The 13,369-nt window shown below is 67.1% G+C and carries 11 protein-coding genes; 2 read left to right on the top strand and 9 right to left on the bottom strand.

Translation table 11 applies throughout. The annotated features are described in order from the left end of the window. Together DFO45_RS04415 and DFO45_RS04420 are read right to left on the bottom strand one after the other, a co-directional pair. Window positions 1-975: an ABC transporter permease gene (locus DFO45_RS04415; RefSeq protein ID WP_012170512.1), complete on the bottom strand. Its 975-nt coding sequence runs from the start codon at window positions 973-975 to the stop codon at window positions 1-3. Window positions 976-1,106: 131 nt separating this feature from the next. Continuing rightward, complete coding sequence (locus tag DFO45_RS04420) at window positions 1,107-2,693, bottom strand: ABC transporter substrate-binding protein (protein WP_133863934.1); 1,587 nt, start codon at window positions 2,691-2,693, stop codon at window positions 1,107-1,109. Window positions 2,694-2,912: 219 nt separating this feature from the next. On the opposite strand from DFO45_RS04420, the gene DFO45_RS04425 reads away from it, so the two are divergent. Beyond that, complete coding sequence (locus tag DFO45_RS04425) at window positions 2,913-4,073, top strand: M20 aminoacylase family protein (protein ID WP_133863935.1); 1,161 nt, start codon at window positions 2,913-2,915, stop codon at window positions 4,071-4,073. Between the two features lie 24 nt (window positions 4,074-4,097). On the opposite strand, the gene DFO45_RS04430 is transcribed toward DFO45_RS04425, so the two are convergent. Genes DFO45_RS04430 through DFO45_RS04450 form a run of 5 tightly spaced genes read right to left on the bottom strand, consistent with a single transcriptional unit; the run spans window position 4,098 to window position 8,834 of the window. After that, window positions 4,098-5,042, bottom strand: coding sequence for a polysaccharide deacetylase family protein (locus tag DFO45_RS04430; RefSeq protein ID WP_208299742.1), 945 nt, complete (start codon window positions 5,040-5,042; stop codon window positions 4,098-4,100). Next, the gene (locus DFO45_RS04435; RefSeq protein WP_133863936.1) at window positions 5,042-5,842 is read right to left on the bottom strand and encodes an ABC transporter permease; all 801 of its coding nucleotides are present in this window, start codon (window positions 5,840-5,842) and stop codon (window positions 5,042-5,044) included. The genes DFO45_RS04430 and DFO45_RS04435 overlap by 1 nt, the downstream gene beginning before the upstream one ends. Continuing rightward, window positions 5,839-6,675, bottom strand: coding sequence for an ABC transporter permease (locus tag DFO45_RS04440; RefSeq protein ID WP_133863937.1), 837 nt, complete (start codon window positions 6,673-6,675; stop codon window positions 5,839-5,841). The genes DFO45_RS04435 and DFO45_RS04440 overlap by 4 nt, the downstream gene beginning before the upstream one ends. Continuing rightward, window positions 6,672-7,778: an ABC transporter ATP-binding protein gene (locus DFO45_RS04445; protein WP_133863938.1), complete on the bottom strand. Its 1,107-nt coding sequence runs from the start codon at window positions 7,776-7,778 to the stop codon at window positions 6,672-6,674. Before DFO45_RS04445 ends, DFO45_RS04440 begins: the two co-directional genes overlap by 4 nt. A gap of 3 nt (window positions 7,779-7,781) precedes the next feature. Beyond that, window positions 7,782-8,834: an ABC transporter substrate-binding protein gene (locus DFO45_RS04450; RefSeq protein ID WP_043879190.1), complete on the bottom strand. Its 1,053-nt coding sequence runs from the start codon at window positions 8,832-8,834 to the stop codon at window positions 7,782-7,784. A 296-nt stretch (window positions 8,835-9,130) separates the two neighbouring features. Here DFO45_RS04450 and DFO45_RS04455 point away from each other — a divergent pair, with 296 nt between their 5' ends. Further along, window positions 9,131-9,850 (top strand): GntR family transcriptional regulator, encoded by a 720-nt coding sequence (locus DFO45_RS04455; protein ID WP_166657047.1) that lies wholly within the window; start codon window positions 9,131-9,133, stop codon window positions 9,848-9,850. Here the strand turns inward: DFO45_RS04455 and ansP are convergent, their stop codons facing one another. Beyond that, window positions 9,851-11,290 (bottom strand): L-asparagine permease, encoded by a 1,440-nt coding sequence (gene ansP / locus DFO45_RS04460; RefSeq protein WP_208299743.1) that lies wholly within the window; start codon window positions 11,288-11,290, stop codon window positions 9,851-9,853. Window positions 11,291-11,417: 127 nt separating this feature from the next. Beyond that, a complete protein-coding gene (locus tag DFO45_RS04465; protein ID WP_133863941.1) occupies window positions 11,418-13,055 on the bottom strand; it encodes an OFA family MFS transporter in 1,638 nt (545 codons plus the stop codon). Window positions 13,056-13,369: the final 314 nt, after the last annotated feature.

A 13,369-nucleotide genomic window follows, 5' to 3' on the forward strand; every position in this document is an offset into this window, starting at 1 on the left:
TCAGTGCCCTCCCGAGCCGCGCAGGCGCGGATCGACGGCGAAATACAGGAGATCGACGATGAGGTTCACCGCCACGAAGAAGCCGGCGACGAACAGCAGATAGGTGGCCATCACCGGAATATCGACCGCCTGCACGGACGAGATGAAGAGCGAGCCGATGCCCGGCCACTGGAACACCGTTTCCGTGATGATGGAGAAGGCGACAATGGAGCCGAGCTGGAGGCCCATCACCGTGATGACCGGCACCAGCGTGTTCTTCAGCGCATGGCGGAAATGGACCGCTCGGTCGGTGAGTCCACGGGCGCGGGCGAAGCGGATGTAATCCTGCCGCAGCACCTCCAGCATCTCTGCGCGCACCAGGCGCATGATGAGCGTCATCTGGAACAGGCCCAGCGTGATGGCCGGAAGGACGAGGGAGGCAAGGCCCGAGCGGGTGAGGAAGCCGGTGGTCCAGCCGCCGATGCGCACCACATCGCCGCGCCCGAAGCTCGGCAGCCACCGCAATTCCACCGCGAAGAGATAGATGAGGCCGATGCCGATCAGGAAGGTCGGCAGCGACACGCCGATGAGCGAGATGGCCATGATGGCGCGTGAGACGAGGCCGGAACGCCGCAGTGCCGTGTAGACGCCGAAGCCGAGACCGAAGGCGAGGGCAAAGAGGCCGGAGACGAAGGCGAGTTCCAGGGTTGCGGGCAGCCGTTCGCCAATGAGGTCGATCACCGGACGGCCGACGCGGAAGGAGACGCCGAAATTGCCCTGCGAGATGTCCTCGATGAAATGGCCGAACTGGATGGGGAAGGGCCGGTCGAGACCGAGGCGTTCGCGCATGGCCTGACGGTCGGCCATGGTGGCATCGGGGCCCATCATATTGGCGACCGGGTCGCCCATGAAGCGGAACATCGAGAAGGCGATGAAGGCGACGACGACCATCACCACCACGGCCTCGAAGATCCGCCGCAGAAGAAACGCGAGCATGCTGTCACGGCTCTGTACGGGAGAGCGGGCCGGCCGCCCTGAGAGCGGCCGGAAGGCAGGCAGGCCGGATCCCACGCGGGCCCGGCATTCGGCGCGGCCGATCAGGAGGTCCTGATCAGCCGCGTTTCCGGTCAGTCGATCTTGACGTACTTCACGAACAGCTGGTTCTCGGGCTGCACCTTCACGTCGATGTTCTTCTTCATGCCCCAGGCCAGAAGCTGGTTGTGGATGGGGATGAAGTAGGCCTCGTCCTTCACCTGCGCGAGAACCTCCGCCAGCAGCGCGTTGCGCTTGGCGGTGTCCACTTCGGTGGCGAGGGCCTCGATCTTCTTGTCGAGCTCTGGATTGACGACGCGGGTGGCGTTATAGGCGCCATAGACCTTGTCGCGGCTGTGGTAGATGCTGTCGAGCGTATAAGCGGCGTCGAACGAGGCAACGCCCCAGCCCAGCATGTAGAAGTCCGTCTCGTCCTTCAGGATGGTGGGCGTGTGCTGGGCCATGGGGCGGGCATCCAGCGTCGCCTTGATGCCGATCTGGCCGAGGAAGCCGACAGTGGCCTGGCAGATCTTCTCGTCATTGATGTAGCGGTTGTTCGGGCAGTTCATCTTCACGGTGAAGCCGTTCGGATAACCCGCTTCCGCCATCAGCGCCTTGGCCTTGGCGATGTCCCACTTCGGATAGGCGTCGAGCGCCTTGGAATAGCCGTTCACGCCGGGCGGGATGAGGGTGCCGGAGGGGGCGGACTGGCCGCCCATCACCACCTTCTGGATCGCCTCGCGGTTGATGGCGATCTCGATGGCCTGGCGCACGCGCTTGTCGGCCAGCGGGTTCTTGCCCTTCACGTCGGAGGAGGGCAGTTCCGGCGAACCGCCGTTGAGGCCGAAGAAGATGGAGCGGACTTCGGCGCCCGTATTCACCTTGAGGCCCGGCGTCTGGGCCACGCGGTCAATGTCCTGCACCGGCATGTCCTGCACGAAGTCCACCTCGCCCGAGAGCAAGGCGGCGACGCGGGTGGGGCCGGAGGCGATGACGCTATAGACGACGTCCGTGGCCTGGAGCGGGAACTGGCCCTTGCCCCAATAGGCGTCGTTCAGCTTCATCACCGTGCGGGAGTCCGGCTCGCGGCTGGTGACGATATAGGGACCGGTGCCGTTCTCGTTGCGGACGGCGAAGGTCTCTTCCTTGTTCTTGAAGTCCTGCGGGCGGGCGACGTTGTTCGCCTCGGCCCACTTCTTGTCCATCATGAAGACATTGGTGATCTGGTTCACCAGCAGCGGCATGGGGGCCGCCGTCTTCACCTCGATGGTGAGGTCGTCCACCTTGGTCACGTCGGTGACGCCGGCGAGCGTGGTGCGCAGGCCCGCCAGCGGGTCCATGGCGCGCTTCAGGGAGAAGACGGCGTCGTCGGCGGTGAACTTGTCGCCATTGTGGAAGGTGACGTTGGGCCGCAGCTTGAACACCCAGACGGTCGGGTCGCTCGGCTTCAGTTCCCAGCTGAGCGCGAGGCACGGCACGAGCTGGCCGGTCTCGTCGCGCTGCACGAGGGGTTCGTAGAACTGGTGCAGCAGGCCGAAGACCTGGTTCGAATTCTCGGTGTGAGGATCGAGGGTGGGTGCGTCCTGGCCGCGCGCCCAGCGGAAGGTCTTGGCATCGGCGGCGGCGCCGAGGCACAGGCCCACCATCACGGTGGCGAGAAGGGTCGAAAAGTGCCGACGCATTCAGCTATTCTCCAGCGGAAGGTTCTGGTTTTATCGTTGGCGCAGGATGCTAGACCGGCTTTCCCTCGGGCTACAATTCCTCCAAGGGTGGTTTTGCGCAATTTTTATTCAGTTGCCCGCCGTGCCCAAGTGTGCGGCAGGATGGCTTGACGGCGCGCGCCCGCTTGGCTTTGGTTGGGCTCTTCCGGCGCTCGTGCGCGCCCCGCGGAGTTCTCCTTCATGCCCGTCGTCAACCGGATCGCCGACCTCGCCGATGAAATCACGGCCTGGCGGCGGGATCTGCATGCCCATCCCGAGCTGCTCTACGATCTGCCCCGCACCTCGGCGCTGGTGGCTGAACGGCTGACGGCGTTCGGCTGCGATGAGGTGGTGCGCGGCATGGGCGGCAGCGGTGTCGTTGGCCTCATCCGGGGCAAGGGGCCCGGTCGCACCATCGCGCTGCGGGCCGACATGGACGCGCTGCCGCTGACCGAGATCACCGGCGCGCCCTATGCCTCTACGACCCCCGGCAAGATGCACGCCTGCGGCCATGACGGACACACCGCCATGCTGCTCGGGGCCGCCAAGATCCTCGCCGAGACGCGCAATTTCTCCGGCACTGTCGCCCTCGTGTTCCAGCCCGCCGAAGAGGGTGGGGCGGGTGCCAAGGCGATGATCGATGATGGCCTTTTCGAGCGCTTCGGCATCGAGGAGATCTACGGCATGCACAACATGCCCGGCATCGCGCTCGGCGCCTTCGGCATGTGCCACGGGCCGATCATGGCCGCCGCCGACGTGATCCATATCGACATCGAGGGGCGCGGTGCCCACGCCGCCCAGCCCCATGACGGCGTGGATCCGGTGCTGGTCGGCAGCCACATCGTGCTCGCCGCCCAGTCGCTGGTTTCCCGCACCATCGATCCGTTGAAGTCGGCGGTGGTGTCCATCACCCAGTTCAATGCCGGCACCACGGACAACATCATTCCGCAGACGGCCTATCTGTGCGGCACCGTGCGCACCTACGATCCGGAGGTGCGCGACCTGATCGAAAGCCGGCTCGCCCAGATCGCGGAGACCACCGCCGCCGTCTTCGGCGCCAAGGCGACGCTGCGCTACGTGCGCGGCTATCCGGCCACCCGCAACCACCCCGCCCAGACGGATTTCGCCGCGCGGGTGGCGTGCGACGTGGCGGGGCCGGCGGCGGTGGACACGGCCATGACGCCGCGTATGGGGGCGGAGGATTTCTCCTTCTTCCTGGAGCAGCGCCCCGGCGCCTTCGTCTTCATCGGCAATGGCGACACGGCCGGCCTGCACAATCCCGCCTATGACTTCGATGACCGGGCCATCGCCAATGGCACCAGCTATTGGGTGCGGCTGGTGGAGATGGGCCTGCCGGCCTGAGGCTCGCCCGGATCGGGCGGTCCCTCACGCGGCATCCGCCCCCAGCGCCCGCCGCAGGATGTCGTCCCGCCCGATGGACGACAGCCAGTGGCGGGCAATGGCATCGCGACGGGCGAACCACACGCCCGGCTTTGACGCCACATGGGCGAGGAAGCGCTCCAGCCCGCCGATGCGCCCCGGCCGGCCGATGATGCGCAGGTGCAGGCCCACCGACATCATGCGCGGCGCGTGGGCGCCTTCCTCATAGAGCCGGTCGAAGGCCTCGATGCAGTAGCGGGCGAAGTCGTCCGCGAAGATGAAGCCGCCGCCCGGCTGGAAACGCATGTCGTTGGTGTCGAAGGCATAAGGCAGGATCAGGCAATCCTCGCCTGCCTCGCGCACCAGATAGGGCACGTCGTCATTGTAGGCGTTGGAATCATAGAGAAAGCCGCCATGCTCCAAGAGCAGCCGGCGGGTGTTGACCGAGGTGGCCGAGCGGGTATGCCAGCCGCGCGGCGGGCTGCCGGCGGTGGCGGTGATGGCGGCAACCGTGCGGGCGATGGCCTCGCGCTCGCGGGCCTCGTCCATCAGCGCATGCCGCTCCCAGCGCCAGCCATGGGCTGCCACCTCATGGCCGTCGGCGACGCCCTCGCGGGCGATCCAGGGAGAGAGTGCCAGCGCCCGGCCGTTGGCATTGAGGGTGGCGGCGACCCCATAGCGGGCGAGCAAAGTGCGGATGCGCGGCCATCCGGCCCGCGGGCCATATTCGAAATGGCTTTCCATGCACAGGTCGCGGGCACCGACGATCTCGTCGATGGTCTCGTAGACGCTTTCGTTGCGCTCGTCGCCGGCGCCGATGGAGAGCTCGGCGCCTTCCTCGACATTCACCACGATGGACAGGGCGAGGCGCGCGCCATTTGGCCAGCGCACCTGCGGCGGGCGGCCGGCATAGCCGCGAAAGTCGCGGTCGCTCGTCACGTTCGCCGGCATCACAGGTCCGCCATCCGGCGCAGGCCCACCATCCGGTCCCCGGCGACGAGGACGAGCATGGCGAGCAGGATGAGGAGGGTGGAGATGGCCGCGATCATCGGATCGGGGCTCTCTTCCACATATTGCAGCATCTGGATGGGCAAGGTCTTGGTCCAGGCGTTCGTGAAGAAGATGGAGATGGGGTAATTGTCCATGGAGGCGAGGAAGGCGAACATGCCGGAGGTGACGAAGGCGGGCGCGAGGCCCGGCACCAGCACCTTGGAGATGGCCTTCGGATAGGACAGGCCGAGGGTTCGCGCGGCGTCGATGAGCGTGAAATCGAACAGGCTCAAGGCGCCATAGACGGTGCGCACCACATAGGGCAGCGTGATCACCACATGAGCGACGAGAAGGCTCGGCCACACCGCCCGCAGGCCGGCAGCGCGAAAACCCTCCAGCATGGCGATGCCGAGCACGAGCCCCGGCAGCATCAGCGGCGAAACGAGGAAGGTGACGACGCTTTCGCGCCCGGGAAAGCGTCCGCGCAGCAGGCCGATGGCCGCCAGCGTGCCGAGCACCAGCGCAATGAGCGTCGAGAGCGCGGCGAGCTGTAGCGAGGTGGCAACCGCGCCCCAGAGATCCCGCGAGCGACCCATGGCCTCGTACCAGCGCAGCGAAAAGGCGGGCGCCGGCAGGGTGAAGACGGCACTGGAGCCGAAGGAGACGGCCACCGTCACCACCAGCGGCGTCAGCAGGAAGATGACGGTGAAGGCCGCGATGACCCAGACGAGGACGGAGGCGATGCGCTCGGTGAGGGTCACGACGCGCCTCCGAACCGGCGGGAGAGCGCCGCGCTCGCCACCACTACGGCGACGGAGAGGATGAGCAGCACGACGGCGGTGGTGGAACCCAGTTGCTCGTTGCGCATGAAGAGGAAGGAGCGGCCGGTCAGGGTTGCCAGCGTCTGAAAGCGGTCGCCGATGAGCAGGCTCGGCACCACATACATGGAGGTCGCCATGGAGAAGACGAAGGCGATGCCCGTGACGATGCCCGGCAGGGAGAGCGGCAGGGCCACGTGGAAGAAGCGATAGAGCGGCGATGCGCCGAGCGTCGCGGCGGCCTCGGTGAGGCGCGGGTCCACCAGCTTCAGCACCGAATAGATGGGCAGGATCATGAAGGGCACGAACACGTTCGCCGCGCCCACCACCAGCCCGGTCTCGGTGAACAGCAGGCGCTGCGGCGCGTCCCACAGTCCAAGGCCAACGAGAAGCTGCGAGATCACCCCGTCCCGCCGCAGCACGATCTGCCACGCGAAGGCCTTCACCACCACACCCACGGAGAGGGGAAGGATGATGGCCACCAGAATGAGCGCCTGCGCCGCCCCTTTGGCGCGGGCGAGCGCCAGCGCGGTCGGGTAGCCGATGAAGAGGCACAGCAGGGTCACGCCGGCCGCCACCCGCAGCGTGTTGCCGATCACCGTCCAACTGAAGGGATCGGACAGGAAGCGGGTGTAGGAGGCGAGGGAGAGCGTGCCCTCCACCATCAGCGAACGGGCCAGCAGGCCGACCAGCGGCAGGCCATAGACGAGGCCGAGATAGGCCACGGCGGGCAGCGCCAGAAGCGTCACGGGATCGAGTTTGCCAAGGCGCGTCATGCCGCCTCCTCGACCGCGTGGTCCAGTTCCGGCGCGGGATAGACCAGCGTGTCCTCCACCGCGAAGGAGAGGGCGCAGGGCACGCCCGGCTCGGCGCCTTCGGGGAGATGTGCGGCTTCCACGAGCACCTGCGACCCGCGGGGAGCCGCGAAATGCAGTTGCACCCGTGCGCCCTGGAACACCGCATCAAGCAGAGGCGCCGCGATCTGGTTCGCGCCGCCCGATCCCAGGCGGATGCGTTCCGGCCGGACGCCCACGAGCACCGGGCTGCCGGGCAGGAAATTGGCCTTGGCCCGCACCGGCCCCAGCGCCGTGTCGACCACCACATGTCCGTCGCCCGCGGAGGCGACACGCCCCTGAAGGCGGGTGGAGAGGCCAACGAAGCCAAAGGCAAAGGCGGTGGCCGGGCGGTGGTAGATCTCCTCGGGCGTGCCCAGTTGCTCGATGCGACCGCCGGACATGACAGCGATGCGGTCGGACATGGCGAGCGCCTCGTCCTGGTCGTGGGTCACGAAGATGGCGGTGGTGCCCACCTCCCGCAGGATGCGCTTGAGATCGATCTGCATCGCCTCGCGCAGCTTGCGGTCGAGCGCGGAGAAGGGCTCGTCCAGCAGGAGGAGCTTCGGCTCCACCACCAGCGCGCGGGCCACCGCCACGCGCTGCTGCTGGCCGCCGGAGAGCGCCTTCACGGAGCGATCGGCAAAGGCGCCCATGCGCACGAGATCGAGCAGCCGCGTGACGGCGGGCGCGATGCCCGCCGCCGGCGCTCCCCGCGCCTTGAGGCCGAAGGCGACGTTCGCCTTCACGTCGAGGTGCGGAAACAGAGCGTAGTTCTGGAACACCACGCCCACGTCCCGCTTGTGCGGCGGGCGCCGGGTGATGTCCTCGCCGTCCAGCACCACCTTGCCGCGATCCGGCGTCATGAGGCCCGCCACGATGCGCAGCAGCGTGGTCTTGCCGCAGCCGGAAGGGCCGAGCAGCGAGATGAACTCGCCGCGCGCGACGGAGAGGTCCACCCCGTCGAGCACGCGCGCCGGGCCGAAGGTCTTCTCCGCCGCCGCAATGTCGAGAAAGCCGGGTGCGCCGGCGGAGAATTCAGCCATGGTTCAGAGCGCCATGTCCCGGTCCCAGCGGGACACCCAGTTGTTGCGCTCGGCGGCGACGTTCGCCCAGTCGATCTGGATCACCTTGAGGTCGGCGGGCAGGCCGGCCGGCTTGGGCGTGAGCTTGTTGGCGCCAAGCGAGGCGGTGGGGCCGACGAGCTTCTCCTGAAGCGGCGCGCTCAGCAGTTCGTTCACATAAGCGAAGGCGAGGTCCTGTTGGGGGGCGCCCTTCACCACCGCGATGCCGGAGGGCATGGCGAACACGCCTTCCTTGGGCGCGATGAGGTCGATGGGGGCGCCGGCCGCCTTGCGCTCGCTCACATAGGAGGACATGGCCGGGCCGATCATCAGCGCCTCGCCCTGTTCCAGCAGGTTAAAGGCCTGCGGCATCTGGGTGTAGATGGTGAGCAGGTTGGGCTTGAGACTGGCGAGCTTCTTGAAGCCGGCATCGGCCTCCTTCTGCGCCGCTTCCAGCGAGGATCCGGTGGCAAGGCTCGCTGCGGCGAAGATGAGCGGCAGGCCTTCCGTATTCTGCGGCGAGGGGATGATGATCCGGCCCTTGTACTTGGGGTCGAACAGGTCGGCCCAGGAGGTGGGCGGGGTCTTCACGGCATTGGTGTTGATGGCGATGCCGAGCCAGGGCTGGAGATAGTTCGCCCACATGCCGTCCATGTGCACGGCGCCCGATACGAGGTCGGCGAGGTTCGGCACCTTGGCGGCGGTCAGTGGATCGAGCAGGCCTTCCTTGACCGCGAGGATCATCACCGGATCGTCCATCTGGACCACGGAGAGATACTGCGAGCCCTTGTTTTTCTGCATCTTCTCCAGGTTCACCAGCGACTTGGTGCCCTCGAAGATGACCTTGCAGTTGTACTTCTTCTCGAAGGCCGGAATGACGATGCCTTCCACCCACGGCTTGTGGCTGGCGGCGCCGCCCACCACCAGTTCCTTGGTCTGCGCCCGCAGCACCGAAGGGGCGGCGACGAGGCCGGCGAGGGCGGCGCCGGCTTGCAGCACGGCGCGGCGGGTGGGGGCGCTCTTGGTCGGGATGGACATGAGGAAGACCTCTCGGGCGACACAGGTGGGCAGGGTTTCCGCATCCCCATCTCGCAACCATCGTGCCAACCGCCTCTGTCCTCCTGTCCAGAGGTGAAGATAGTTTCGTTGTAAGCCTTTCCTCGTTTTCATCCGGCAGGTCAATTGTGGAAAATCGTGCCCGATGGGCTCAAAATTGTGCACAATTGGCGTCATTTTATGCACCGCTTGCTCGTCCGCGCTCTGGACGGCGGCGCCCGCGATCGCCGATGCTGAGGGTGGAAGCGCGCGACGCCGCGCCGGTCATGTTGCGTGTCATGGACGAAGAGACGATCCACGCCATCCTGTCCCGTGTTCTGCTCGCCGGCCGGCTGCCGGGCGGCACGAAGCTCGGCGAGCACCGGCTCGCGGAAATCTTCGATGTGAGCCGCGAGCGCATCCGCAAGGTGCTGCATCGGCTCGGGCATGAACGCCTGATCGAGGTGGTGAAGAATCGCGGCGCCTTCACGCTGGCACCCGATCCCAACGAGATCCGCGTGATCTTCGAGGCCCGGCGCATTCTGGAGGGCGGCATCGTCGCCCATCTCGCTGATACGCTCTCGCCCGATCAGGTGGAGGCGCTGCGCGACCATGTGGAGCGGGAGACCGAGGCGCTGAAGACCGGCGACCGGCAGACGTGGCTCAAGCTCTCCGCCGAGTTCCATTTCCTGCTGGCGTCCATGACCGGCAATCCGCTCATCATCCAGCAGGCACGCGAACTCGTGGGGCGCACCACCATGCTGGTCGCCTTCTATGAGAATTCCGCCGCCGCCCAGTGCGGCTGCGCCGAGCATCGCACCATCTTCCGGGCGCTCGCTTCCGGGGAACGGGCCAAGGCGAGCCGGATGATGACCACCCACCTCGCCATGATCGAGACGCGATTGCGCCCGATGGCCTGCGTGGACGCCGGTCCGACGCTCGAAAGCGTCATCGCGGAATTCATGGGCGATGTGATGGGCGGCGCGACCTTGCGTGCCGCCGCGCCGCAGGTGGCCTGATCAGGCGCGCGCCGGCTTTCCGCGCTTCAGGAGGTGCCAGCCGAGGACGAGCAGCACCGCCAGCAGGGGGATCATGGCGACGGTCAGCGTGCCGTCCGGATAATCGAAGGCCATCAGCACCAGCACGCCGGCGAGGAAGGCCAGCGACAGCCATGTGGTGAAGGGCGCGCCCGGCATGCGGAAGGAGACGGGCTGCGCCTCGCCGCGCTTCACGGCCTGCCGGAGCTTGAGTTGGCACACGAGGATGAAGGCCCAGGTGCTGAGGATGCCGAGCGAGGCCACGTTCAACACGATCTCGAACACGCGCGTCGGCACGAGATAATTCAGCACGACGCCCACCGCATAGAAGCTCACGGTAATCATGATGCCCGCGAAGGGCACCGAATGGCGGTTGAGGCGCGCCAGCAGGGGCGGCGCCGAGCCGCCCATGGAGAGCGAGCGAAGCACGCGCCCGGTGGAATAGAGACCGGAATTGAGGCTCGACAGGGCAGCGGTCAGCACCACGACATTCATGATCGAGCCGTTGCCGGGCGAGCCGATGGCGGTGAAGAAGGTGACGAAGGGGCTCTCCCCGGCGCTGTACACGTTCCATGGGAGCAGGCAGACCAGCAGCACCACCGAGCCCACATAGAAGAGGGCGATGCGCCAGATGACGCCGTTGATCGCCGCCGGCAGCACCTTGCGCGCATCCTTGCACTCGCCCGAGGTGATGCCGACGAGTTCGATGCCCGCATATGCGAAGACGACACCCTGCACCAGCACCAGCGCCGGCAGGACGCCATGGGGGAAGAAGCCGCCGTTCTCGGTGATGAGGTGGAGGCCCGTGGTATGGCCGGCCACCGGATAGCCCATCACCAGCACCACGACGCCGACGACGAGGAAGATCACCAGCGCCGCCACCTTCACCAGCGCGAACCAGAACTCCATCTCGCCGAACCATTTGACGTTGATGAGGTTCAGCGAGGTGACCACGCACAGGGCGCCGAGGGCGAACACCCATTGCGGCACATCCTGGAAGACCATCCAGAACTTGAAGTAGAGCGCGACCGCCGTGATATCAACGATGCCCGTCATCGCCCAGTTGAGGAAATAGAGCCAGCCCGCGACGAAGGAGGCCTTCTCGCCGAGGAATTCGCGCGCATAAGAGACGAAGCTGCCGCTGCTCGGCCGGTGCAGCACCAGTTCCCCGAGCGCCCGCAGGATCAGGAAGGCGAAGACGCCGCACACCAGATAGACGAGGGCGAGCGACGGCCCGGCCGCCTGGAGGCGGGAGCCGGCCCCGAGGAAAAGGCCGGTCCCGATGGCGCCGCCGATGGCGATCATCTGGATGTGGCGGTTGCCGAGGCCCTGATGGTAGCCCTCCTCGTGCGAGGCGAGCCAGGCGGCCTTGTCCTGTGGGGACGGCGCCTCAGTCTGGTTTTCTGAAGTCGCCATCGTCATGCCCGCCACCCAAACGCTGATGCCCTGCGCGGCAACCTAGCCGTAGTCGGTATCAGTGTGCGGGTAACGGGGTATGGGGTGTACTTTTTATCGGCTTCATCACCCTGTCATCGCTGCAGGATCGCCCTCAACGCAGCAGCACCGCCGCCTTCTGGAGGGTGACCCACATGCCCCAGGCAAGCGGTAGACCGACCGCGAGCCACGTGAGCAGGACGAGCCCGCCCGGCCGCGCCGCGCTTGCCTGCACCGTCCGGGCGGGCGGGGGGGCCGCTGCATCCGACTGGGGCGTCAGCGTCACGGCGCGCATATAGAGTCGCTCCGCCACGGGGCGGACCAGCAGGTTGCACAGGAGCCCCAGCGCCAGAAGGCCGGCAAGGATGTACATGGTCTGGTCATAGGCGGCGGACTGAGGGATGCCGGCGGCGATCTGATATTCCCGCAGATAGTTGATGAGCACCGGCCCCAGGATGCCGGCCGCCGCCCAGGCAGTGAGCAGCCGGCCGTGGATCGCCCCCACCATGCGGGTGCCGAAGATGTCCGCGAGATAGGCCGGAATGGTGGCAAAGCCGCCGCCATACATGGACAGGATCACGCAGAAGATCAGCACGAACAGCACGCTCGATCCCTGATGGGCCGACCACGGCACGGCCGCATACAGCACGATGCCGAGCAGGAAGAAGATGGCGAAGGTCATCTTGCGGCCCAGCCGGTCGGAGGCGGACGCCCAGAAGAAGCGGCCGAGGATGTTGCAGAGGCTGAGGAGGCCGGTGAAGCCCGCCGCAATGGCGGCGATCTGGCCCTTCTGCGCGGCGGAGAGATCGGCGAAGCTGACATCGATGCCGATCAGCCGCCCGCCGAACACCTCCTGCAGCATGGGCGAGGCCATGCCGAGGACGCCGATCCCCGCCGAGACATTGAGGCACAGCACCGCCCACAGCAGCCAGAACTGCGGGGTCTTCCAGGCGATGTCGAGATGCACGTCATGGGGGGTGACCATGCGGTTGCGGCTCACCGTCGGGCCGCGCCAGCCGGCCGGTTTCCAGCCCTCGGCGGGCACGCGATAGCCGAGCGCACCGCAGACCATGAAGACGAAATAGATGCCCGCCATGGCCAGAAACGTCTGCCACACGCCCACCGAGCCGGGGCCGGCGAAGGTGCGCATGAGGATGTCCGCCAGCGGCGCGCCGATCATGGCGCCGCCGCCAAAGCCCATGATGGCCATGCCGGTCGCCATGCCGCGCCGGTCCGGGAACCATTTGATGAGGGTGGAGACCGGCGAGATATAGCCGAGCCCGAGGCCGATGCCTCCGACGACGCCTGAGCCCAGCCACAGCATCCAGATCTGGTGCAGATAGACGCCGAGCGCCGAGATCACGAGCCCGCCGCACCAGCAGGCGGCGGAGACGAGCCCGGCCTTGCGCGGACCCGCATGCTCCAGCCAGCCGCCGAAGAGCGCCGCCGAACAGCCCAGCAGCACGAAAAAGAGCGTGTACATCCAGCCGAGCAGGCTGATGGGCCAGTCGCACTGGGTGGCGACGAGGCGGGCCGCAAAGCCCATGTCCGCCGGGCAGGCGAGGGGCTGCGTGATGCCCACGGCGCGCGAGAGCGGCAGCCAGAAGACACTGAAGCCGTAGGCCATGCCGATGCACAGATGGATCGCCAGCGCCGCCGGCGGCACCAGCCAGCGGTTGAAGTCGGGACCGGCGATGGTCCGCTCCCGGCTGAGGAACGGGGCGGCGGCGGGAGTGGCGGTGGCGACGGACATGATGTCTTGGCCTATCGAAGAATGCGGCAGGAACGGCGGAGAGCCCGCTGAGCGGGGGACCCGGTGACCGGGGCCAGCATCCGTCTGGGCCACCGCGTCACGCATTCGTGAGCCCCGCCGGACGATGCGGCCTCTAGCCGCTCCCGCCCGCATCGCCAAGCGCGCCCCACGCAATGCTGCCATTCGCTCGCACGGAGCCGGCGAATGGCCGATTGACGCTCGCGATTTCCGCCCTAGCGTCGGCGCCTAACAACAGCGCGGCCCCGACAACGGCAACGGCCGCGACGCAAGGGAGACGATGATGAGGATCTGCC

It is taken from the genome of Azorhizobium sp. AG788 (assembly GCF_004364705.1).
Classification (GTDB): Bacteria; Pseudomonadota; Alphaproteobacteria; order Rhizobiales; family Xanthobacteraceae; genus Azorhizobium; species Azorhizobium caulinodans.